Origin of the sequence: Kosakonia sacchari SP1 (assembly GCF_000300455.3) — a bacterium.
GTDB lineage: Bacteria > Pseudomonadota > Gammaproteobacteria > Enterobacterales > Enterobacteriaceae > Kosakonia > Kosakonia sacchari.
This window is the reverse complement of sequence record NZ_CP007215.2, coordinates 2,586,956-2,609,665: the sequence shown is the minus strand read 5'-3', so window position 1 is coordinate 2,609,665 and position 22,710 is coordinate 2,586,956. Positions and strand designations below refer to the sequence as shown.

At 53.9% G+C, this 22,710-nt stretch carries 27 protein-coding genes; 13 read left to right on the top strand and 14 right to left on the bottom strand.

Annotated elements, in window-relative coordinates:
* The first annotated feature begins 51 nt into the window (after positions 1-51).
* Both C813_RS35310 and C813_RS35305 read left to right on the top strand, forming a co-directional pair.
* Complete coding sequence (locus C813_RS35310) at positions 52-690, top strand: LysE family translocator (protein WP_017456681.1); 639 nt, start codon at positions 52-54, stop codon at positions 688-690.
* A gap of 79 nt (positions 691-769) precedes the next feature.
* A complete protein-coding gene (locus tag C813_RS35305; protein WP_025263629.1) occupies positions 770-1,480 on the top strand; it encodes a YnfC family lipoprotein in 711 nt (236 codons plus the stop codon).
* Positions 1,481-1,499: 19 nt separating this feature from the next.
* Here C813_RS35305 and speG read toward each other — a convergent pair whose 3' ends face one another.
* Both speG and C813_RS35295 read right to left on the bottom strand, forming a co-directional pair.
* Positions 1,500-2,060 carry a spermidine N1-acetyltransferase gene (speG, locus tag C813_RS35300; RefSeq protein ID WP_017456683.1) on the bottom strand — a complete coding sequence of 187 codons (561 nt, stop codon included), beginning with the start codon at positions 2,058-2,060 and terminating at the stop codon, positions 1,500-1,502.
* A 52-nt stretch (positions 2,061-2,112) separates the two neighbouring features.
* Entirely contained in the window at positions 2,113-2,451 is a 339-nt protein-coding gene (locus C813_RS35295) for a DUF1283 family protein (RefSeq protein WP_017456684.1), read from the bottom strand.
* A 148-nt stretch (positions 2,452-2,599) separates the two neighbouring features.
* Here C813_RS35295 and C813_RS35290 point away from each other — a divergent pair, with 148 nt between their 5' ends.
* Complete coding sequence (locus tag C813_RS35290) at positions 2,600-2,926, top strand: YnfA family protein (protein ID WP_025263628.1); 327 nt, start codon at positions 2,600-2,602, stop codon at positions 2,924-2,926.
* Between the two features lie 521 nt (positions 2,927-3,447).
* A complete protein-coding gene (locus C813_RS35285) occupies positions 3,448-4,911 on the top strand; it encodes a mannitol dehydrogenase family protein (RefSeq protein WP_017456686.1) in 1,464 nt (487 codons plus the stop codon).
* A 79-nt stretch (positions 4,912-4,990) separates the two neighbouring features.
* On the opposite strand, the gene ydfZ is transcribed toward C813_RS35285, so the two are convergent.
* The 3 genes from ydfZ to ydfG all read right to left on the bottom strand — a co-directional run bounded on the left by ydfZ (position 4,991) and on the right by ydfG (position 6,887).
* A complete protein-coding gene (ydfZ, locus tag C813_RS35280; protein ID WP_017456687.1) occupies positions 4,991-5,194 on the bottom strand; it encodes a putative selenium delivery protein YdfZ in 204 nt (67 codons plus the stop codon).
* A 167-nt stretch (positions 5,195-5,361) separates the two neighbouring features.
* On the bottom strand, positions 5,362-6,048 hold the full coding sequence (locus C813_RS35275) for a GntR family transcriptional regulator (RefSeq protein WP_017456688.1): 687 nt from the start codon (positions 6,046-6,048) through the stop codon (positions 5,362-5,364).
* A gap of 89 nt (positions 6,049-6,137) precedes the next feature.
* Entirely contained in the window at positions 6,138-6,887 is a 750-nt protein-coding gene (gene ydfG / locus C813_RS35270) for a bifunctional NADP-dependent 3-hydroxy acid dehydrogenase/3-hydroxypropionate dehydrogenase YdfG (RefSeq protein WP_017456689.1), read from the bottom strand.
* Between the two features lie 185 nt (positions 6,888-7,072).
* On the opposite strand from ydfG, the gene dcp reads away from it, so the two are divergent.
* From dcp to C813_RS35255, 3 genes are all read left to right on the top strand, one after another.
* Positions 7,073-9,118, top strand: coding sequence for a peptidyl-dipeptidase Dcp (gene dcp / locus C813_RS35265; protein ID WP_017456690.1), 2,046 nt, complete (start codon positions 7,073-7,075; stop codon positions 9,116-9,118).
* A 443-nt stretch (positions 9,119-9,561) separates the two neighbouring features.
* Positions 9,562-9,780 carry a hypothetical protein gene (locus tag C813_RS35260; protein ID WP_007374905.1) on the top strand — a complete coding sequence of 73 codons (219 nt, stop codon included), beginning with the start codon at positions 9,562-9,564 and terminating at the stop codon, positions 9,778-9,780.
* A gap of 49 nt (positions 9,781-9,829) precedes the next feature.
* Positions 9,830-10,258 (top strand): hypothetical protein, encoded by a 429-nt coding sequence (locus tag C813_RS35255; protein WP_017456691.1) that lies wholly within the window; start codon positions 9,830-9,832, stop codon positions 10,256-10,258.
* 597 nt (positions 10,259-10,855) lie between these two features.
* Here C813_RS35255 and mgtS read toward each other — a convergent pair.
* A complete protein-coding gene (gene mgtS, locus C813_RS46975) occupies positions 10,856-10,948 on the bottom strand; it encodes a protein MgtS (protein ID WP_016496180.1) in 93 nt (30 codons plus the stop codon).
* A gap of 109 nt (positions 10,949-11,057) precedes the next feature.
* The gene (gene ftrA, locus C813_RS35250) at positions 11,058-12,062 is read right to left on the bottom strand and encodes a transcriptional regulator FtrA (RefSeq protein ID WP_017456692.1); all 1,005 of its coding nucleotides are present in this window, start codon (positions 12,060-12,062) and stop codon (positions 11,058-11,060) included.
* Between the two features lie 67 nt (positions 12,063-12,129).
* Here ftrA and C813_RS35245 point away from each other — a divergent pair, with 67 nt between their 5' ends.
* Positions 12,130-12,543, top strand: a complete 414-nt coding sequence (locus C813_RS35245) for a rhodanese-like domain-containing protein (RefSeq protein WP_017456693.1) — start codon at positions 12,130-12,132, stop codon at positions 12,541-12,543.
* A 181-nt stretch (positions 12,544-12,724) separates the two neighbouring features.
* Positions 12,725-13,828: a cobalamin-independent methionine synthase II family protein gene (locus C813_RS35240; RefSeq protein WP_017456695.1), complete on the top strand. Its 1,104-nt coding sequence runs from the start codon at positions 12,725-12,727 to the stop codon at positions 13,826-13,828.
* Positions 13,829-13,860: 32 nt separating this feature from the next.
* On the opposite strand, the gene ydeE is transcribed toward C813_RS35240, so the two are convergent.
* Positions 13,861-15,048, bottom strand: coding sequence for an efflux MFS transporter YdeE (gene ydeE / locus C813_RS35235; protein WP_017456696.1), 1,188 nt, complete (start codon positions 15,046-15,048; stop codon positions 13,861-13,863).
* Positions 15,049-15,243: 195 nt separating this feature from the next.
* On the opposite strand from ydeE, the gene eamA reads away from it, so the two are divergent.
* Positions 15,244-16,137, top strand: coding sequence for an O-acetylserine/cysteine exporter (eamA, locus tag C813_RS35230; RefSeq protein ID WP_017456697.1), 894 nt, complete (start codon positions 15,244-15,246; stop codon positions 16,135-16,137).
* Positions 16,138-16,172: 35 nt separating this feature from the next.
* Here eamA and marB read toward each other — a convergent pair whose 3' ends face one another.
* From marB to marR, 3 genes are read right to left on the bottom strand one after another with little or no spacing between them, the layout of a single operon-like run.
* Positions 16,173-16,388, bottom strand: coding sequence for a multiple antibiotic resistance protein MarB (gene marB, locus C813_RS35225; RefSeq protein WP_016496174.1), 216 nt, complete (start codon positions 16,386-16,388; stop codon positions 16,173-16,175).
* A 38-nt stretch (positions 16,389-16,426) separates the two neighbouring features.
* A complete protein-coding gene (gene marA / locus C813_RS35220; RefSeq protein WP_016496173.1) occupies positions 16,427-16,807 on the bottom strand; it encodes an MDR efflux pump AcrAB transcriptional activator MarA in 381 nt (126 codons plus the stop codon).
* Positions 16,808-16,827: 20 nt separating this feature from the next.
* Entirely contained in the window at positions 16,828-17,262 is a 435-nt protein-coding gene (gene marR, locus C813_RS35215; RefSeq protein ID WP_017456698.1) for a multiple antibiotic resistance transcriptional regulator MarR, read from the bottom strand.
* A gap of 241 nt (positions 17,263-17,503) precedes the next feature.
* Here marR and C813_RS35210 point away from each other — a divergent pair, with 241 nt between their 5' ends.
* The gene (locus tag C813_RS35210; RefSeq protein WP_017456699.1) at positions 17,504-18,178 is read left to right on the top strand and encodes a MarC family NAAT transporter; all 675 of its coding nucleotides are present in this window, start codon (positions 17,504-17,506) and stop codon (positions 18,176-18,178) included.
* Positions 18,178-19,332, top strand: coding sequence for an alpha/beta fold hydrolase (locus C813_RS35205; protein ID WP_017456700.1), 1,155 nt, complete (start codon positions 18,178-18,180; stop codon positions 19,330-19,332). The genes C813_RS35210 and C813_RS35205 overlap by 1 nt, the downstream gene beginning before the upstream one ends.
* A 10-nt stretch (positions 19,333-19,342) precedes the next feature.
* On the opposite strand, the gene C813_RS35200 is transcribed toward C813_RS35205, so the two are convergent.
* Positions 19,343-20,545, bottom strand: a complete 1,203-nt coding sequence (locus C813_RS35200; protein ID WP_025263625.1) for a sugar transporter — start codon at positions 20,543-20,545, stop codon at positions 19,343-19,345.
* Between the two features lie 172 nt (positions 20,546-20,717).
* Here C813_RS35200 and C813_RS35195 point away from each other — a divergent pair, with 172 nt between their 5' ends.
* A complete protein-coding gene (locus tag C813_RS35195) occupies positions 20,718-21,509 on the top strand; it encodes a PhzF family phenazine biosynthesis protein (RefSeq protein ID WP_017456702.1) in 792 nt (263 codons plus the stop codon).
* A gap of 51 nt (positions 21,510-21,560) precedes the next feature.
* On the opposite strand, the gene C813_RS35190 is transcribed toward C813_RS35195, so the two are convergent.
* Together C813_RS35190 and C813_RS35185 are read right to left on the bottom strand one after the other, a co-directional pair.
* Positions 21,561-22,238: an SDR family NAD(P)-dependent oxidoreductase gene (locus C813_RS35190; RefSeq protein WP_017456703.1), complete on the bottom strand. Its 678-nt coding sequence runs from the start codon at positions 22,236-22,238 to the stop codon at positions 21,561-21,563.
* Position 22,239: 1 nt separating this feature from the next.
* A complete protein-coding gene (locus tag C813_RS35185; protein WP_017456704.1) occupies positions 22,240-22,710 on the bottom strand; it encodes a YhcH/YjgK/YiaL family protein in 471 nt (156 codons plus the stop codon).

Below are 22,710 nucleotides of genomic sequence, written 5' to 3'. Positions count from 1 at the left end.
TTCAGGCCCGCGCTTTCTGGTGATACTCCGTCAACAAATAAAAGGAGGGAGATGATGGTATCAATGAATGTGGTGCTGCTGGGAACATACATCGGTGTGGTACTGACGTTGCTGGCAACGCCCGGGCCGGTGGTGGCGCTGGTGTGCGCGGCAGCAGCGCGGGGCAGCCATGCGCGCGCGTTTTTAACTTTGGCAGGCACTAATCTGGCCTCGCTGGTGTTAATTGCGCTGGCGGGGTTAACGCTGGCCGGCGTGGTTACGCTCTCGGCCTGGCTACTAAATATGGTAGGGCTGGTAGGTTCGCTCTTTATTGCGATCAGCGCGGTGCAAGCATTGCGCGCCTTACGGCGAGAAAAAGGTACAGAGATGTCGCAAAACGGCGAACAAGGTGGGTTTGTTACAGGCTTTATGACGGCCATCGCTAACCCAAAAGATATTCTGTTTTTTATCGCTTTTTTTCCGCAGTTTACCGGTATTACCGGCGATTTCACCGCCAGCATCACGGTGCTTACTGTCATTTGGGTGGCGCTGGATTTTAGTGTCTTAACGCTCTATATCCTGGCCGTTAAACGCTGGTTACCAACGCGGCAAAGTGGACGTTTTGCTACCTTCTCCTCGTTGATTTTATTGCTAATAGGCGTGAGTGGCGCTGGTTATTCGCTGCTGTTACTCGCCAGTCAGCAGGCCTAACCACAAAGAAGTCATTGCCCTAAGTTATAAAGCTTTTGCTAATATAAGCGCATTACAAAAGAAGAATGTGGTGAACCCATTGAAAAAACAGCTGTTACTTATCTCTCTGGCGGTGGCGCTTGTCGGATGTGATAAGCCGAAGGGACCCGTTTCATTCACGCCGGAAATGGCTAGCTTCTCGAATGAATTCGATTTTGATCCGTTGCGTGGCTCGGTTAAAGATTTCAGCCAGACGTTACTTAATGATAAAGGTGAAGTCACGAAACGCGTTACCGGAACGATGTCGAAAGAGGGATGTTTCGATACGCTTGAACTGCATGATCTGGAAAACAACAGTGGCGTGTCGCTGGTACTGGATGCCAACTACTATGTTGAGGCAGAATCGAAGGAAAAACGTCTGCGTTTGCAGGGTAAATGCCAACTGGCGGAGTTCCCGGCAGCGGGCGTAACCTGGGACACCGACGATAACGGATTCGTGGTTCGCGCGACAGGCAAGGAAATAGAGGTCAAATACCGCTATGACGATGAAGGGTATCCGCTGGGGAAAACCACGACATCGAAAGACGCGACGTTGTCTGTTGTGTCTACGCCTTCGAAAGATAAGCGCAAAAAGCTCGATTACACCTCTGTCAGCACGCTGAACGATAAGCCGCTTGGCAATGTCAAGCAGGCCTGCGAATACGACAGCCATGATAACCCGGTGAGTTGCAGCCTGGAGATTGTGGACGAAAGTGTTACGCCGCAGGTGACGCATAAATACAGCATCAAAAATACCATCGAGTATTATTGATGTCGCTGACCACCGCGCTTTATTGCGCGGTGGGTTTCAGTAGCGTCGGGCCGCTTGTTTTGTGGTTTTCAAGATATTGCTGCTGGAAAATACACATGCGAATGGTGTTGCGGTACTCACCGTTAATAAAGAACTCATGGATTAATTCACCTTCGACCATAAATCCCAGCTTGCGGTAAATGTGAATCGCTTTTTCGTTCTCTTTATCAACAATCAGATAGAGCTTGTACAGATTCAGTACCGTAAATCCGTAATCCATCGCCAGCTTCGCGGCTTTTGATGCCAGTCCTTTGCCCTGATATTCCGGGGAAATTATTATCTGAAATTCTGCACGGCGGTGAACGTGGTTGATTTCGACCAGCTCTACTAATCCGGCTTTTTCACCATCGCACTCCACCACAAAGCGGCGTTCGCTTTGATCGTGAATATGCTTGTCATACAGGTCAGAAAGTTCAACAAAGGCTTCGTAGGGTTCTTCAAACCAGTAACGCATGACGCTGGCGTTGTTATCCAGTTGATGAACGAAACGCAAATCCTCGCGCTCGAGCGGGCGCAGGCGGACGGTGTAAGCGTCACTCATGAAAAGTCCTTTTACTTAAGCGGAAATCGGGCGCACAAGCGCCCGAGAGCGGTTAGCGAATTTGCTGTCCGGTGCGGCGATCCAGACAACGCAGGGTGTTGGGTTCCCAGTAGGCGTTAAGATTGCTGCTTTTCTGGCATTTGTCCTGCGCATCAAACGCGACATCGGTTTTATCCCACTCTTTTTCCACGCGTTTGTTCACTTTACTACGCAAGCTGCGGGTGTCATTCCATTGCTCTTTTTCCATCGCTGCGGATTGGCGGCTTTGCGCGTTATCGCCGGATTCAATCACCAGACGGTTGGTTTCGGCCAGTGCGGAGGTGGTGTACACGATGGCACCCAGCGTCAGCATTGCGGTGAGGCACAGGCGTTTGCTAAGTGTTTTAGTCATTGCGATTTCCTTAATTTGAGGGAGAAACAAGATGCCCATATCACTCTATTCTATGCGATCTCAGCCACACGGGATAGCCAGCCGGGACTCACTCTCAGAGCATTATCAGGTATGATAGTTCAACCAAGTTTGAATCAACGTGTCACTGATGCTGAAAACAACACTCCTGTTCTTTGCCACCGCGCTGTGTGAAATCGTCGGTTGTTTTTTGCCCTGGCTGTGGCTAAAACGTGGCGCTACGCCACTGTTAATTATTCCCGCAGCATTCGCGTTGGCCATGTTCGTCTGGTTGTTAACGCTGCATCCGGCGGCCAGTGGGCGCGTTTACGCGGCATACGGCGGTGTGTATGTGTGTACCGCGTTGATTTGGCTACGTGTGGTCGATGGCGTAAAACTCAGCGTTTACGACTGGCTTGGGGCGCTCATCGCGATGTGCGGGATGTTGATCATTGTTGCTGGCTGGGGCCGGGCGTGATGTACGCCATTTTCGATAGTGTGTGGCAGACTCGCTGTTCGCATACCGTCTTCGTTTCAATCCACGCTTTAGCTCTTTGTGAGACGGTTTGAATAGCCCCAGAGGCGAAACCCAGCTCGCGAAGCTGCTTATGACGTATAGTTACAGATTTTGACCTGGCGTGAATTTCTTCACTATGGCCGGTTCAGCAAGTCTGTTTAAGATGATGTCCGCTGTATACTAACAGATTGATTTTCTGTCGAACCCTTCCTGCGCATTGCCCGCGAGCGCTATTACTTTTAAAACGCTTTTTTCCACACTTCCACATCGCCGCGCATCCTGCACAATCACATTAACTCATCTCATTTTCACGCTGAATACATTCATCGCTTTAAAGCAAAGTTGAATATGTGTTTTTTTTGACACATTTAGTTACCATTCTAGTTAGTGTAGTCCGCAAATCCTGTCGCAAATCATAGTCTGCTTTACAGCAGTCCGTAATCTATTGAACCACTGTTTCACTTAATAAGATGAGTCTCACCATGGAAAACAGGCTATTAAAGGCGAAAGCCACGTTACCTACTTATGACCGTAACAAATTGGTTGCGCGCATTGTGCACCTTGGTTTTGGTGCGTTTCACCGCGCGCATCAGTCAGTTTATGCCGATATTCTTGCCGCAGAGCATGGCAGTGACTGGGGCTATTGCGAGGTCAATTTGATTGGCGGTGAGCAGCAAATTGCCGATCTCAAGCAGCAGGATAACCTCTATACCGTGGCGGAAATGTCTGCCGATGCGTGGACTGCGCGCGTGGTGGGCGTAGCAAAACGCGCCCTGCACGCACAGGTGGATGGCCTGGAAACCGTGCTCGCCGCCATGTGCGAACCGCAGGTTACCATTGTTTCACTGACTATCACCGAGAAAGGCTATTGCCACTCACCGGCGACGGGCAAACTGATGCTCGATCACCCATTAATTGTTGGCGACCTGCAAAACCCGCAGCAGCCAAAATCGGCCGCGGGCGTGGTCGTGGAAGCCCTGGCGCGCCGTAAAGCGGCAGGTTTACCGGCTTTCAGCGTGATGTCCTGCGACAACATGCCGGAAAACGGCCATGTCACCCGCAATGTGGTCTGCGCTTACGCGCGCGCGGTGAGCGCAGAATTAGGTGACTGGATTGAAGCGAATGTGACGTTCCCGTCAACCATGGTAGACAGAATTGTTCCGGCTGTGACCACCGAAACGCTGGATAAAATCGAACAACTGACCGGTGTCCGCGATCCTGCGGGCGTGGCCTGTGAGCCGTTCCGCCAGTGGGTGATTGAAGATAATTTCGTCGCGGGTCGTCCGGCGTGGGAAAAAGCTGGCGCCGAGCTGGTGGCGGATGTGGTGCCGTTTGAAGAGATGAAACTGCGCATGCTGAACGGCAGCCACTCCTTCCTGGCGTACTTGGGTTATCTGGCCGGTTATCAGCACATCAATGAGTGCATGGAAGACGAGAACTACCGTCGCGCCGCACACGCGTTGATGTTGAAAGAGCAGGCACCAACACTGAAAGTGCAGGGCGTGGATCTGGCGCATTACGCCGATCTGCTGATCGCGCGTTACAGCAATACCGCATTGCGTCACCGCACCTGGCAGATCGCCATGGACGGTAGCCAGAAACTGCCGCAGCGTATGCTGGATTCTGTGCGCTGGCATTTAGTGCATCAGCGTGATTTCTCTCTGCTGGCGCTGGGGATTGCTGGCTGGATGCGTTATGTCGGCGGCGTCGACGAGCAGGGGAAAGCGATCGAAGTGTGCGATCCGTTGCTGACAGTGATCCAGAACGCGGTTAACAACAGCGCGCAAGGTGAAGCCCGCGTGCATGCATTGCTTGGAATTGAGGCGATTTTTGGCAATGAATTGCCGAAAGATGCGACCTTTGTGGCTCAGGTGAAAAAAGCCTATTTGACATTGCTGGATAAAGGCGCGAAAGCCACAGTGGCGCAGTACGCTGCAGCACTTTAACTGCGAGCATTTAATCCAGTATATAAACAGTGAATGCCGCCATGGCGGCATTCTTTTTTACCACACGCATTTTTAATGCTTAGTGTAAGCCAAGACGAATCAATTCAACCGGTTCGAATTTACCTTCGCAGCCTTCCACTTCCACCGTTTTGCTACGGCGCAGTTGCGCGGGGTTTAACCCCTCGGCGTGAATCGCGACGATTTTGCCAGTGCGGCCAGTGCCATTAATCATCACGCGCGTACCGGTGGTGATAGCGTTACGGTTACGATCATACGTCATCATGGTGGTTTCTCCTTATTGAAATCCGCAAAACGAAACGGGGCAGAAGATGTCCCCGAAATGGACGCCTTATAAATACGCCCCTGAGCTCATGAGTTTTTGTTTTTGATCAAAGTCACACTTTTTTGCGCGAAAAAAATGTGACCTGGCGGAGATAAGAAGGGGAAAAATTACTCTTCGCTGAACCAGTCGCGGTTTTCCTGGCGAATGGTTTTTACTGACTCGCTGATTTCCTGCAAATGCAGCGTCATGGCGCGATCAACGGCGTCGGCATCGCGTTTTTCCAGTGCGGAGAAAATATCGATGTGCTGGCGCAGCAGCATCTCTGGCGGCGAAACATGATCAAGACTCATATAACGCACACGGTCGATGGTCGCTTTAATATTTTCGATAGTGTCCCACGCTAACTGGCAGTCGGCGATGAGCGCCAGCTTCTGGTGGAAATTATCATCCAGCTCAAAAAAGTCATTCAGTTGCTTACGCTCAATCGCGGTGCGCTGCTGATTAAGGTTTTGCTCCAGCTGGTAACAGGCGCTGTCGTCAATCATCGTTGCGGCGCGGCGGGCGACGGCGCACTCAATGGCCTGACGAACAAAACAGCCGTTACGCACCTGCATCATGGAGATTTTATTGACGTAGCTACCGCGCTGCGGGCGGATTTGGATCAAGCCGTTTTCTGCAAGTTTAATAAAGGCTTCGCGTACCGGCTGGCGTGAGACATCAAAGCGCACCGACACCTCTTTTTCCGACAACGGCGTGCCCGGTGGGATCAGGCAATGAACGATGTCCCGCCGTAAGATGCGGTAAATTTGTTGATTGACGGGCTGTGTAGGGTTGAGTTGCGTTTCAGCGGCCATTCGCTCTTACTTTTTAAAGGGTTAACCTGTCTACCATACCATTAATTTAACGCACATCCCATACCCGGCCCGCAGGCCGGGCGGGGAAATTACCCTTCGCGATGCACGCTAAGACCGGCATATGTCTGGCTGACCGGCATCATTTCGAGGGTGTTGATATTGACATGCTTCGGCAACGTGGCGACCCACCACACCGCTTCGGTAACGTCTTCCGGCGTCAGCGCAGTAGTGTTCTCGTAAGTTTTCCCGGCTTTCGCGTCGTCGCCTTTAAAGCGCACATTTGAAAACTCCGTGCCGCCCACCAGACCCGGCTCGATATTGGTCACGCGCACGGCGGTGCCGCTGAGATCGGTACGTAAGTTGAGGCTGAATTGTCGCACAAAGGCTTTGCTCGCGCCGTAGACGTTGCCGCCTGCATAAGGCCAGCTACCGGCGGTGGAACCGATATTGATGATGTGGCCGCGATTACGCTCAACCATGCCCGGCAGCACCGCGCGCGTCATATACACCAGACCTTTATTATTGGTGTCGATCATGGTTTCCCAGTCATCGACATTCGCTTTATGTGCCGGCTCCAGACCCAACGCCAGACCTGCGTTGTTAACCAATACATCAATTTCGCGCCATGCGGTAGGCAGGGCAGAGATAAACTCTTCAATCGCCGCGCGGTTGCGCACGTCCAGTTGTGCGGTATAGAGGTTATCGCCCAGTTCGTCCTTCAGTTCCTGCAAACGTTCCTGACGGCGGCCTGTGGCAATCACTTTATGGCCGTTCTGAATAAAACGGCGGGTAATACCTTCGCCAAAACCCGCGGTTGCCCCGGTAACCAGAATAATCATCTCACTGTTCCTCAACGCTTTTTGTGGTGTAGCGACATAGCATGCACCGCTTTATAGCGGTAACACAACTTATCCCGCATACAGTGTGGCAAAAAACGCCAGCTCATGCGCAAAAGCAGAGAAATGATTGCGATGCGCGCGGCGGATGCCTACTCTGAGATGAATCACGCATTCAGGAGCGAAATATGTCGGTCACGAATCCTTTCTTTTCTGCCAGCACACTGCCTTACCAGGCGCCGCCGTTTGATGTCATTAATCAGGAGCATTACCGCCCGGCGTTTGATGAAGGAGTACGGCAAAAACGCGCTGAAATCGCCGCTATTACGCAGGATCCTGCGCCAGCGGATTTCGACAACACCTTGTTGGCTCTGGAGCGTAGCGGCGCGCTGCTCACCTATGTCACCAGTGTCTTTTTTGCCATGACATCGGCCCATACCAATGACTTTTTACAACAGCTGGATGAGGCGTTTTCAACTGAACTGGCAGAGCTGGCGAACGATATTTACCTCGACGATACCCTGTTTGCCCGCGTGGAAGCGGTATGGAAGCGGCGCGACACGCTGTCTCTGGATGCCGAATCCTTGCGTCTGGTGGAAAACACCTATCAGCGTTTTATGCTGGCGGGCGCGACGCTGAGTGCGCAGGACAAAGCGACGCTGAAAGCGCTGAACACCGAATCAGCCACTTTGACGAGCCAGTTTAACCAGCGTCTGCTGGCGGCGGATAAAGCCGGTGGGCTGGTGGTGGATTATGCCCATCAGCTTGATGGTTTGAGTGCAGAAGAGATTGCCATTGCTGCCGAGGCAGCAAAAGCCAAAGGGCTGGAAAACCGCTGGTTGTTATCGCTGTTGAATACCACCCAGCAACCGGCGCTGGCGGCGCTGCGCGATCGCCAGACGCGTGAAAATCTGTTTAACGCGAGCTGGTTGCGCACGCAAAAAGGGGATGCCAACGACACTCGCGCTATTGTGTTACGCCTTGTGCAGTTACGCGCGACGCAAGCGAAACTTCTCGGATTTGCCGATTTTGCCAGCTGGAAGATTGCCGATCAGATGGCGGCAACGCCGCAGGCGGCGCTGGATTTCATGCGTAATATCGCGCCCGCCGCGCGTGCCCGTGCCGAGCGAGAGCTGGCCGATATCCAGCAGGTTATCGATACGCAGCAGGGCGGTTTTACCGCGCAGGTCTGGGACTGGGCTTTTTATGCCGAGCAGGTGCGTCTGGCGAAATATTCGCTGGATGAATCACAAATCAAACCGTATTTTGCGCTCAATACCGTGCTTACCGAGGGCGTTTTTTGGACCGCGAGTGAGCTGTTTGGTCTTCGTTTTACTGAACGGTTTGATATTCCTGTCTATCACCCGGATGTTCGCGTATGGGAAATTTTTGACGCGGATGGTGCTGGATTAGCGCTGTTCTACGGTGATTATTTCGCCCGCGACTCAAAAAGCGGTGGTGCATGGATGGGCAATTTTGTCGAACAGTCAACGCTCAATGGCACACAACCGGTGATTTACAACGTCTGTAATTACCAGAAACCCGCAGCCGGACAGACGGCGTTGCTTTCGTGGGATGACGTCATTACGCTGTTCCATGAATTTGGTCACACCCTGCACGGGCTGTTCGCCAGCCAGCGATACGCCAGCCTCTCCGGCACCAATACGCCGCGTGATTTTGTCGAGTTCCCGTCGCAAATCAATGAACACTGGGCCAGCCAGCCGCAGGTGTTTACCCGCTATGCGCGCCATTACCAAAGCGGTGAACCGATGCCGGAGGTACTGCGCGAGAAGATGTTGCGCGCCACACAGTTTAATAAAGGTTACGACATGACCGAACTGTTGAGCGCAGCGCTGCTGGATATGAACTGGCATGCGCTGGCGGACGGCGAGAACGTAAGCGATGTGGAGAGTTTTGAGGCGCAAGCGCTGCGCAAAGAGCATCTCGATTTGGCAGCGGTTCCGCCGCGGTATCGCAGCAGCTATTTTGCCCATATTTTCGGCGGCGGTTATGCGGCTGGTTATTACGCTTATCTGTGGACGCAAATGCTGGCGGACGATGGTTACCAGTGGTTTGTGGAGCAGGGCGGATTAACGCGTGAAAACGGGCAGAAGTTCCGTGAGGCAATTTTATCCCGTGGCAACAGCGAAGATTTGGCTGCGCTTTATCGCCAGTGGCGCGGTCACGATCCTGCGATCGAACCGATGCTGAAAAACCGGGGATTGAGTGAATAGCGCGAGAAAATTGCTTTAAAAACTTACATAACCCGCCAGAGCATTGACCTGAATATGCCCGGCAAATACCGTGGACGTGGTGATGAATCCCCCTGCGCGGAGGGGCTACCAGTCATGCCTTTTTGGGGTGAAAGCGGGTTCTGCGGGCTGGAGCAGACTCACCGGGAGGCACCCGGCATCACCGAAATCTGTATCGCCAGAGGCTTTTTTTCTTAAAGGCCTCTGGCGTTTTTCTTAAATCACCGCGCCTCAAATCCCTGTTTTTACCCACTTCATTTATTAAATTGCGGGCTGGTTCACACTTCCTGGCATAGCGTTATCCCTCTCATTAAGCCAAATTAAAGAACCTGATTTTACGGCTTAACATTCTGTGGCATTACGCAGGCATTGAGAAAGTGGCTGTGCTAATGTCGAGTGCTATTTAAGCAACTGAGGTAACCGACATGACCAAAAATGTAGTGGTAATACGCGCCGGTGGTAAGGTTGAAAACGTGACCGTGGAAGATAATGCAAAATCGGTCACGTTTAAAAATGAGCAAAGCTCTTTTCTTGAAATCCCAATTGAACCCTGGGAGCTTGACGGAGAAACCTTCCTCGTTGCCCGATTTTCTGACCTGGTCAGCCAGCAGGAAACTGAACAAGCCATCCGGAAATTTTACTGATCAACAACCGCCCGTGGGCGGTTTTTTCATGTGGTACGCGGAGGTATAAATGGCAAATGAACGTGAAGTCTCAGAAACGGCCGCTCCCACGGTGAGCACCCAGGATAGCGCTTTATCGCATCTGGTCTCCTGTGCCAATCTCGGCGCGGGTATGGTGGTGACGCTGGTTGTCGGCGGTCAGGTAGTGGCGGGTGAACTCGTATCCGGGCAGGAATATGCGTTATATACCGCGAAATCTATTCGAGCCATTCAGGGAGATGATGCGTCGCTAAAAAATTCCATCGCGCTTTTCTTTGATGATCTGGCTAATGATTATCGCGTTGAAGAGGGACACGATATTCCGCTTAATTATTTGCATATTAAAGATCCGTCGTGGATGACGGGAACTGGCGGTTGGATGAGCGTAAAAGGGACAATATTGCGCGTTCATATTGCGAAAGTGAGCGGCTTTTCTTTAGGAAAAGCGAAAAACGCCTGAATAAAGGAAATTAAAAGGGCCTCAAATGAGGCCCTTCCTATAACACTTGTTTTGGCCACCGCCTTCTTCGTAGTGCGGGTATACAGGATCTGGCTGTAAGTCTTGCGCCACAAACCGAGCAAATGGCCCCGTGAGGCATACGTTGACCCGGGCAGAATGTGGTAAATAAAAACTTTTGGCTGCTGCAAACCGGGCATTTAAATTTGATATTGGGGATAACCCCTCCGGCCTGTGAAATGGAGATCCGACGTTATCACAAACTTTAAACGCCGAAAGATATATCTTCTTTAATTTCAATAGCAAAAGACACCGCTCGAAAGAAAAACGTTTCGATGAAATCCGTTTCACTCATGATGCGAGCGGGGATCGTTCTACGCTTGTTTAGGTTTTATTGAGGAAAGCAATGCTAGATTGGTTGGCAGTCGTTAACCTGTCGTTTGAGTTAGCGCGTAGAACAATAGCAATCTATCCATGCAAGCATTGACCGCCTTTTAAGGGCGGTTTTTTTTTGCCTGTTTTTTTCCGGATGAGCAAAAAGAAATGGCCCCTTACGTTTTTTCGCAAGGGGCCATATCGGCGGGGGATTATCAGCGATCATCAGTCATCCCATTTGTGGCTGAAATAAGCAGCAAGGAACCCGGAAAAAACAATAATGCCCAGTACTGCGATAAAAACATGCATATTTGCCATGGTGTCAACTCTCCATTTTATTAACCAACTTGCCTCTCTTACCTTAATTGGTGGCCGCGATGGAGAAAGAATAGCCAGGTAACCTTCAATAAATGATGAATAGCGTGAATTATTTCGCCGCAGCGCTAAATTTTTTGCGGTATGCCGCAGGAGATATTCCACGCTGCTGTTGAAAATGGTGGCGCAGTGAAGCCGCAGTAGCGAATCCACTGTGCCCGGCAATCAGCTCAATGCTCATTCGTGAATGAATCAGTAAATCCTCGGCCCGACGTAAACGCTCCTGCAAAATCCAGCGAGCCGGTGTGGTTCCGGTCGATTCTTCGAAACGGCGCAAAAACGTACGCGGGCTCATGCCAGTTTGTTTCGCCAGTGACGTGACTGTGTGGCTGCCGGCTAAGTGTTGATGAAGGAAATCGAACAACTGTCCCAGTTGGCGACTTTCACGCGTGCGGGCTACCGGGCGTTGAAGTTGCTGAGTTTGAGAGCCATCCCGGTGCGGCTGCACCACCAGCCGCCGGGCGACATTATTAGCGACCTCAATACCAAAGTCCTCGCGCACGACGTGCAGGCACAAATCGATCCCCGCCGCGCTGCCCGCCGAGGTCATCACATTTCCTTCATCGTAATAGAGTGCGTCATCCAGCACGATAATCGCCGGATAGGCCTCCCGCAGCGTATCCGTATAGCGCCAGTGGGTGGTGGCTTTACGGCCATTGAGTAAACCGGCCGCGGCCAGTACAAATACGCCGGAACAGATAGATATCACTCGGCAGCCACGCTGCCAGGCTTGATACAGCGCACTGCATAATGCGGTCGGTACGGGCGTTTGCGCGCCGCGCCAGCCGGGAACCACAATGGTGTCCGCGTTTTCGAGTAGCTCTAGCCCGCCTTCCGCCATCACGCGAATACCGCCCGTCGCCCGTAGTTCCCCCTCATCCACGGCGGCAACGGTAAATGAGTACCAGTTATCGCCAAGTTCGGGGCGCGGCAAACCGAAAATTTCAGTAGCGACGCCAAATTCAAAGGTGCACAGCCCATCATAGGCCAGCGCGACCACGCGGTGGCGGGCCGGAGCATGTCGTGAAGTTGTCATTATCCTGGTGTTATCTGGCATAGAAGGGGGCAGCGAGGTTGTCCTGTGTTGGTTAAATTAGTGTTAACACAAACAAGGAGAAAAGACGATGAGTTATGTATCTGAAGTCCCCGCTGCATCACCCGAAGAGGCCGCCAGCCATTTCTTCCGCCGCCTGAGCGTCGAAACGGACTGCGCCGATGTCCATCACGCGATCATCCATCACGAACAGGATTTTGTCTTGTTGCATGTGGTGGGTGGCGCGCAGACTTTTGCCCGCCGTCACCTGCCGGGAGCGTTACATTTGCCACATAGCATGATGACCGCAGAACGCATGGCCCGCTGGCCTGCAGATACGTTGTTTGTCGTCTATTGCGCCGGACCGCACTGCAATGGTGCCGATCGCGCCGCGCTGAAACTGGCGCGCCTGGGGCTGGCGGTGAAAATCATGATTGGCGGCATCACCGGCTGGGAAGATGAAGGGTATTCCTTTGCCACCGGCGAGAGCGAAGCGGCCTTCTAATCCTTTTCTTCATCTTTCACGGTGCGATGGTGAATTTTTTTCATGTGCCGTGAAATTTTCTCGGTTGCTGCTTTTCCTGCGCTATGCCATTTTGTTTGGACGTTTAGCCATCCAGAAGGCTGAAATTCAAATAATGAATTATCACGTTGGGAAATCATTCCCCGGCGCAGAGGAGAGTAATATGCAGCGACATCAGACCCCATTCCGTGCAGACGTAGTCGGCAGTTTCCTGCGCCCGGACGCCATCAAGCAGGCGCGTCAGCAGTTTGCGCAGGGTGAAATCAGCGCTCAGCAGTTGCGCAGTGTAGAAGATGATGCGATTCGCCAGGTGGTCGAGCAGCAATGTGCCTGCGGTTTGCATGTCGTTACCGACGGCGAGTTTCGCCGCGCATGGTGGCATTTTGACTTCTTCGACGGACTCGAAGGTGTGGAGCGCTACGATTCCGATAAAGGTATTCAGTTTAACGGTGTGCAAACCAAAGCCCACGGCGTGCGCGTCACCGGTAAATTAGGCTTTGGCGACCACCCGATGCTGGAAGATTTTCGCTTCCTGAAAAGCATCAGCGACACCGCGCAACCGAAGATGACCATTCCCAGCCCAAGCGTGCTGCACTTTCGCGGTGGGCGCAAAGACATTGACGCGACGGTTTATCCGCAGCTTGACGCCTACTTTGACGATCTGGCGACCACCTGGCGCGATGCGATCCAGGCGTTCTATGCTGCAGGCTGCCGCTATCTGCAACTGGATGATACTGTTTGGGCCTATCTCTGCTCTGACGATCAGCGTCGACAGATCCGCGAACGTGGCGACGATCCCGATGAACTGGCGCGCATTTATGCCCGTGTGATTAACAAAGCGCTGGAAGGTAAACCGGACGATTTAACCATTGGTCTTCATGTGTGCCGCGGTAATTTCCGCTCCACCTGGATCTCCGAAGGCGGTTACGAGCCGGTGGCGCAAGTGCTGTTTGGTAGCGTGAATGTTGACGCGTTCTTCCTTGAATATGACAACGACCGTTCCGGCGATTTCGCCCCGCTGCGTTTTGTCCGTCCGGGCAAACAGCAGGTGGTTCTCGGGCTCATCACCACCAAAAACGGCGAGCTGGAAAACCCGGAAGGGGTAAAAGCGCGTATTCAGGAAGCGGCGAAATTTGTCGATATCAACCAGCTTTGCCTCAGCCCGCAGTGCGGTTTTGCTTCCACTGAAGAGGGCAACACGCTCACGCCTGCCCAGCAGTGGGACAAAGTGCGGCTGGTAACGAAAATCGCCGAACAGGTATGGTAAATAAAAAACGGCGCTCAGGGCGCCGTTTTTTATTATTGCGCCTGCAACCCGCCCAGGGGGCGTGCATGCATGCCTTTGAGCATCATCAACCAGGCCACAATGATGGTCACCACCAGGATGACAAACAGTGAGGCGGCAGGCAGCGTGGTCAGGATAACCCCGGTAAGTAGTGGGTTCATTGCCGCGCCCAGCCAGCCCAGCGCCTGTGCCGAGAAGTAGGTCGCTTTCATTCCCGCTGGGGCGATGTTATCGATCAACATATATTCACCGGGTGCGTAGATCACTTCTCCCAGCGTAAACACCGCGGCGGAAAGCCCCCAGAACCACAAGTTATCGCCGGATAACATAAAACCAATAAGGCCGATAACGAAACTGACGGTGCCAATTGCCATCGCCGGACGCAGGTTGGAGGAAGTGAGTTTACGGCCCACCGCATACTGCAAGGTGACCACAATGGCGGCGTTGACCGGCAGCACCACGGCCACTACGCGCTCGGCGAACTCGCTGCTGGCCACCGTCATCACATATTGTGACAGGCAGGAAGCAAAAGAACCGGCGACAAACGAGGCGAGAAAATTCGATAAAGTAAACCAGCCGAGCGCTTTATCTTTCAGCAACACGGAAGGATCCCACGCTACAGGGCTGTCGAGGCTTTCACCAACCGCAACGCGGCGAACAAACAGTTGAATAAACACCAGCGGAAAGGCCGCACAAATTGCCGCCAGCCAGAACGGCAAGTTAATGCTCTGCATGACCAGCAGCGTGCCAAGCGGCGGGCCGACGGTCCAGCCGACATTAAGCACCGTGTAGTTGAGCGAGAAAATCTTCGCTTTCGCTGCAGGCGCGAGTGTGTCGGCAAAGTAGGCCTTCAGCACGGTGGAAAACACCGAATAAGCGCAGTTAATCAGGGCAAAAAACAGCACCACTAACCCCGCATGGTGTGACAGCGGGATCGCGGCAAAACCGGCAATAAAGGCGACAATCGCCAGTAGCATATAGCGTTTTTTATCGAACTTATCCGCCAGCATGCCGAAGCCGAGGCTGAACACCACGCCGATAGTCAGCGCAATCGACATCGCGTAACCGACCTGATCGACCGACATCCCGTACTGGCGATTCAGGTAGATAGTCATAAACGGCAGCGTGGCGCCGCGGCCAATGGTTAATAAAAGTGAAGATGCCAGTAACGCGGCGGTGGAGCGTGTTTGCTTGATGGTCATGTTCCTGCCCGACATGCTGTTGTTATATTTTTTTGTGATGTATACAGCTTTAGCATGCATAAAGTGTGATGTACAACCGCAGTTTTGTCGGGAAATGCCCAAACTGACCTACCTGAATTAATGATCTGTCGCTGTACAATTTTTTGCGTTAACGTAAATTTTTTACAAAAGTTTAAAAAACAAAAAGGGCGAAGAATGACGCGTAAAGATGTCCTGCTGGCGATGCTGGTAGTTGTAGCGTGGGGGCTGAATTTTGTGGTGATCAAAGTTGGCCTGCACAACATGCCGCCGTTAATGCTGGCCGGGTTACGCTTTGTGCTGGTGGCCTTTCCGGCCATTCTATTCGTTGCACGCCCCAGGGTGCCGCTGCGTTTATTGCTCGGTTACGGCCTGACGATCAGCTTCGGGCAGTTCGCTTTTCTGTTTTGCGCCATCAAGTTTGGCATGCCCGCAGGGCTGGCGTCGCTGGTGTTACAGGCGCAGGCGTTTTTCACCATTATTCTTGGCGCAGGCGTGTTTGGCGAACGTTTACAGATAAAACAACTGGTTGGCATCACGCTTGCGGTGCTGGGCGTGCTGGTGCTGATCGAGTCCAGCCTGAACGGCCAGCATGTTCCGCTGCTGGGGTTCCTGTTGACGCTGGCGGGCGCGTTTAGCTGGGCCTGCGGCAATATCTTCAACAAAAAAATCATGCAGCACAGCTCGCGTCCGGCGATCATGTCGCTGGTGGTATGGAGCGCGCTGATCCCCATCGTGCCGTTTATGATCGCCTCGCTGATTTTCGACGGCCCGGCGTTGATGCTGCAAAGCGTGGTCAGTATTGATTTCACCACGCTGTTGTCGCTGGTCTATCTGGCGTTTGTCGCCACGATCCTCGGATATGGCATCTGGGGAACGCTGCTGGGTCGCTACGAAACCTGGCGTGTTGCGCCGCTGTCGCTACTGGTGCCGGTGGTCGGCATGGCGAGTGCCGCGTTTCTGCTGGGTGAGACGTTATCGGCGCTACAACTGGTGGGTGCTGTGCTGGTGATGGCGGGGCTGTGTATCAATGTGTTTGGTTTTCGTCTGCGCCGGGCGGCGCAGGCATAAGCAAAAAAAGCCCCGCATTATGCGGGGCAAGACGTTTAGCTGCGCTGATGGTAATACGGCACACCTAATGCGTCGGATTTGTCGCTACCCACGCCCATATGGTTAAAATCAAAAGGCGATGTTTGCTGGGCGGTGGGTAAAATCATCGCGTCACGGTTGTTCTGCTGTGCGGGATGATTAACTTGCTCCGCATAACTCTGGCCGGATAACAGCACCATCAGGGTGACAGCGGCACAGGCGATACGTTTCATACTTTCCTCGATACGTCTTTTTACTGCAGGCGATTAAATTAACAAGCGTGATTCAGCGGGAACAGATACCGGGACTCTGCCGGGATATCCGTGACGCGGAATTTATGCGGCGGCACGTCGAAATAGTTCTTAAACGTGCGCGTCAAGGTTTGTTGCGATTCAAACCCGTAACGCTCTGCCAGATACAGGATCGGCTCATTACTTCCCTTGAGCTTTTGCGCAATTTCCGTCAGCTTGCGGCTGCGAATGTACTGGCCCAGCGAATGACCAGTCTCTTTTTTAAACATCCGTTGCAGGTGCCACTTGGAGTAACCCGAACGCTCTGACACTTTTTCCAGCGACAGCGGCGATTCCAGGTTGTCCTCGATCCAGTCCAAAATGCTATGAATAGTGATAGCGTCAGTATTGCGTCTGGACATCGTCATACCTCTTTGTTTTTTTACGGCAAAATTTTCTTGAGCAAATACTCAAGGGTTGCCACTTCTTCTGTCGTTAAGTTTTTTGTTAATTCCTGGTGCAGGTTATGCCCTACTAATTGATGACATTGCTCACACAGCGCCGCGCCTTCGTCGGTTAACCGCACCAGCACGCCGCGCTTGTCATTCGGATTCGGATTACGTTCGATCCAGCCTTTACACACCAGTCTGTCCAGCATGCGGGTCAGGGCGCCGAGATCGACGGAAAGCACCTTTTTCAGTTCTACCGGGGTGATACACACTTCGCAGCGGATGGAGCAGAGCACCTTAAACTGAGTGGCGGTGATATCCAGCGGCGACAGGTAGTCGTTGAGTAAACGATCTTTTTTCTGGTTAACCATGTGGATCAAGCGGCCAAGAGGAATGATGTCGTTAAATAGATCATTCGTGCTTTTCACAATGGTTGCCCCGGCAAGTAGATTAGTCACGGCAGATATTATTGCTCAGGCAAATATAAGTCAACCGAATGAATCCACGATGCCACTATTTGCTAAAACGTTTCACGTCAGGAAAAAAATCCAACCGTAACGTACTGAAAGTAATCATTTAATCAAGACATGTCTTGTGTCCGGGCATGCCATTACCGCCGCGTTATGGCTATACTGGCGGGGTTTTGACCTTGCAAGGAGTGACCGTCAGATGCTGGAACTGTTTAAAGCCATTGGCCTTGGGCTGGTGGTATTGCTACCGCTGGCAAACCCGTTAACTACCGTAGCGCTGTTTTTAGGGCTGGCGGGTAATATGAATAGCGCCCAGCGTAACCAGCAGGCGCGGATGGCCTCGATCTACGTCTTCATTATTATGATGGTGGCGTATTACGCTGGTCAGGTGGTGATGAACACCTTCGGTATCTCCATTCCGGGGTTGCGCATTGCCGGTGGGTTGATCGTCGCCTTTATCGGTTTTCGTATGCTGTTTCCGGCGCAAAAACCGCATCAGGCACCAGAAGTGAAAAGCAAGTCAGAAGAGCTGGAAGAGGAGCCCGGTGCCAATATCGCCTTTGTGCCGCTGGCCATGCCGAGTACCGCCGGGCCGGGTACCATCGCCATGATCATTAGTTCCGCCTCGACCATTCGCCACGGCGCTGAGTTTCCCGAGTGGGTCATCACCGTTGCGCCAACGCTAATTTTTGCCATTGTGGCGCTGATATTATGGGTAAGCCTGCGCAGTTCCGGGGCGATCATGCGGCTGGTGGGCAAGGGCGGTATAGAAGCCATCTCGCGGCTGATGGGCTTTCTGCTGGTCTGTATGGGCGTGCAATTTATCATTAATGGCGTGCTGGAAATCATCACTACTTTTCATGCCGGAGCCTGATGCGCACATTTCTCTCCTGGCTGGTCGTGGCTTTGGTTGCGCTAGCGGGCTGTCAGCAGCGCCCCGGCGCGCAACCGCCGCTGGCGCAAAAAAGCTTTCCGGCATATCAACAGCAAACGCGTGATTTTGTTGCCGCGCACCGGGCGTTTCAGACGCTGGATAAAGCGAGCGAGCTACGGCTCAATACGCCACAGGAGTGGCGTCCGGCGAAGCCCGCGCACAAAGGTATTTTGCTCATCCACGGCCTGGGCGACGGGCCAGGATCGTTTGTGGATATTGCCCCCGAACTGGCGAAACAGGGCTTTCTGGTGCGCACCGTGCTGTTACCAGGTCACGGTACACGACCTGCGGATCTGCTGGATGTCGATGTTGCTCAGTGGCGGCAAGTGGTGCGCGAGCAGGCCGATATTCTGGGCAAAGAGGTCGATGCCCTTTGGCTCGGCGGTTTTTCCACCGGCGGAAATCTGGCGCTGGAATATGCAATGGCGCATGACAACGTGCGCGGGCTGCTGCTGTTTTCCCCGGCGTTTAAATCCAGCACAGGTTACGATTTTCTCGCGCCAACAGTGGCGCTGTTTCGCGACTGGTTGCGCCCGCCGAGCGCTATTTTCCCGCAGCAAATCGCCACCCGCTATTTGCGCGTACCGACCAACGGTTTCGCCCAGTTCTGGCGCACCAGTGCCAGCGCGCAGCGGTTGCTTGCGCGTAAACCGTGGACCAAACCGGCGCTGCTGGTGTTAACCGGGCACGATTCGGTGCTCAACACGCGCTGGATCCTCGATCAATTCGATCGCAGTTTCACCAACCCGGCCAGCCGTCTGATTTGGTATGGCACACCGCCGCCGGAAGCGGCAAAAATGTCCCGCTTAGGGGTGAAGACGGATTATCTGCCGCAGGATCGCATCAGCCAGTTTTCCCATATGTCAGTGCTCTTTTCGCCTCGTAATCCGCTGTACGGACGCAAAGGCAGCGTGCTGCTTTGTGCGAATGGTCAGTCAGAAGAGGCGGCAAAGCGCTGTCTGGCGGGGGAAGAGGTGTGGTATTCAGACTGGGGGCTGGTCGAGGCGAACAAAATTCATGCCCGCCTGACCTGGAACCCGTGGTTTGAGTGGCAAACCACGGTGATGGATGAGGTTGTCGCTGCCGCGCAGTAACCGGCGCGGTTTACACGTGGCTGGCGTGGGTTTGCTCTTCCAGTTTCACCGGCCAGCGGCGGAAAATCATCACCGCCCATACCAGCGCAGCAATCGCCGGGATCGCCCCGGCGTAACCGATGACGTTCATCGACCAGTGCAGGCTTATCTGGTTGCCAACCAGCGCACCCGCGCCGATACCAATATTAAAAATGCCCGAAAACAGTGACATCGCCACATCGGTAGCATCCGGTGCCAGCGCCAGCACTTTTACCTGCATACCCAGGCCGATAATCATAATCGCGATGCCCCATACCACGCTCAGCACCGCCAGATGCATTTCGCTACCGGATGCGGGCAGCATCATCACCAGTGAAATCGCCAGCAGACCAATCGCGCTGCACAGCAGGCCAGAGGCGTGCTGGTTCCCCAGCTTGCCGAACAGCACGCTACCAATAATCCCGGCACCGCCAAGCACTAACAGCAGCAGGGTGGCGAAATTGGCGCTAAAGCCCGCCACATTTTGCACGAACGGCTCAATGTAGCTGTAAGCCGTGTAATGCGCGGTAACCACCACGACGGTGAGCAAATAAATGCACATCAGCGCCGGGCGACGGAACAGCACCGGCAGGCTTTTCAGCGAACCCGAATGTTCGCTCGGCAGCGCGGGCAGCAGTTTGACCAGGCACACCAGCGTCACCAGGGCGCCCATACCGATGGCGAAAAAGGTGGTACGCCAGCCGAAATATTGCCCGACGATACGGCCAATCGGCAACCCGAGCACCATCGCCAGTGCAGTACCGGTGGCGAGCAGGCTCAACGCCTGCGCACCTTTCCCGGCAGGCGCCAAGCGAATGGCCAGCGAGGCGGTAATCGACCAGAAAATCGCATGGGCGAAAGCAATGCCAATGCGGCTTATGACCAGCACCTCGAAGCTCCAGGCGAGGAACGACAACACATGGCTGGCGATAAACAGCACAAAGAGCGCAATCAACAATTTGCGGCGCTCAATCTGGCTGGTCAGCAGCATAAAAGGCAGAGACATTAACGCCACAACCCAGGCATAGATGGTCAACATGATCCCCACCTGCGCGGTTTCCATGTCGAAGCTCTGCGCGATATCCGACAGCAAACCCACAGGCACGAATTCGGTGGTGTTGAAAATAAATGCGGCGACAGCAAGCGTCACTACCCGCAGCCACGCGACTTTTCGTGAAACGGTATTGGTAGTCATAAGGGTATTTGGGGTTGGTTGGCGAAAAGAAGAGGCCACGATCTTACTGCCTTTGCTGGCGAAAATACAAACATTTTGTGATGTAGATCTCACTTTTTATTCGTGTGGAAAATACCTGTTGCAACGTTTCCGAATAGCGCTCAAAAACAGAAGACGAAAAAGAGGAAATGCTATGCAAACCATCGATTTTTATATGGTCGACGCCTTCAGCGACCGCACTTTTGGCGGTAATGCCGCCGCCGTCTGCCCCCTGACCGAATGGTTAGCCGATGATGTGCTGCTGCGCATGGCGCAGCAGCATAACCAGTCCGAAACCGCCTTCTTCGTGCGTAACGACAGCGGTTTTGAGCTGCGCTGGTTCACCACCCAGGATGAGATCAACCTTTGCGGCCATGCGACGCTCGCCGCTGCGCACGTTATTTTTGAATATCTCGATTACCCGGATACCGAAATCCGCTTCACCACCCGCTTTGTAGGTGAACTTAAAGTGAGCCGCAACGGCGACTGGCTGACGCTGGATTTCCCGGCCTGGTCGACGGAAACGGTAAGCCAGGTTCCGGCGCTGCTGCTGAAAACGCTCGGCATTGAACGCGCAAAAGAAGTGCGTGTGGCGCGGGATTACCTGGTGGTGCTGGAAAACCAGGCGCAGATAGAAGCCTTAACGCCGGATATCGCGGCAATGAAACCGCTTGGCAAGATGGTCTGCGTAACCGCGCCCGGTGAGAACGTCGATTTTGTCAGCCGCTTCTTCTGCCCGGGTGAATCGGTGGCGGAAGATCCGGTGACCGGTTCGGCGCACAGCATGTTGATTCCGTACTGGGGCGAAAAACTGGGTAAAAACAGCCTGCAGGCGCGGCAGGTTTCCGCGCGCGGCGGGGATTTACGCTGTGAATGGCGCGGCGATCGCGTTCTGATTGGCGGTCAGGCAACGCTCTATCTGTTGGGCAAAGTGTTCCTGCGCTAAAAGCCGCCCGGCAGTATCGTCGGGCGAGTCTTTACCTGCACTGCGCAGACATCACTTCAGCGACGCACCGCCGCATATCACCAGTTCCTGCCCGGTGATGGCGGCCGCATCTGGTGATAAGACAAAATTCACCAGCGCGGCCACTTCCTGCGGCGTAATTAAGCGGCCAATCGGTGGCACATTCGGCGGCGAGCTTTCCCGCCCCGGCGAGCTGAGCATCGGCGTCTGTGTTGCTCCCGGTGCAACAACATTGGCGGTGATGCCGCGCGGTGCCAGTTCCGCCGCCCAGCTTCTGACCATCCCCACCAGCGCCGCTTTGGTGGCAACATACTGCGAGCGGCCCGCCGCGCCGCGCGAGGTGCGGCTGCCAATCACCACAATTCGGCCACCTTGCGACATCTGGGACACAAAATGGTTAACCAGCGTTTCTGCCGCCTGCACATGCAGCCGCCACAGACGCTCGCTGGTCATCGGATCGAGTTCACCAAGCGGTGCGGCGGCCATCATGCCTGCTGCATGAACCAGCGCCTGCGGCGTCGGCAGAGTGGCGATCACCTGGCGCAACGCCTCGCTGTTGCTGAGATCAACCTGCACACTGCGAAACGCCGGGTTAGCTCGCGTCACCGGCGAGCGGGATAAACCGGTAACCTGCCAGCCTTGTGCCAGCAGCTTATCGACAACGGCCTCACCAATACCCGAACTGGCACCGGTCACTACGGCATGTGCCATCTCAGACCTCCAGCCGCGCGCGCGGCACTTTGAATACCGCTTTGCGCACCGTCATGGGCGCATCGACAGCGCACAGCGCCTGGTGCGGTTCGCCGGGTAAAAAGACGGCGAAATCCCCGGCGCGCAACGTCACGCTAACCGGTAAGCGCGCGTGTGTGGTGATGTAGAGATCCGGTTTGCGCTGCTCATCCTCTTCCCGCGCGGCGTAGTGCGTTCCGGCGTTGATTTGCTCCTCACCTGCCAGCACCACCTGAATATCGGCCCACAGGGCGTGATATTCCGTGTGACGCTGCGCCTGTGGTTGTGTGTACGCCGGGCCTATGGTGCAAAACCAGTCGGCGTTTTCTGGCTGCCAGCGCCCGTCGTCCCGTTCCTGTAACGCCGCCAGCGAACAGTGCGGTAAGGCAAGGATCGCGCGAAGCGGAAAGGGTAACCCTGCCAGCGGCAGGGCGTTAAGGTTGCCCACAATCAT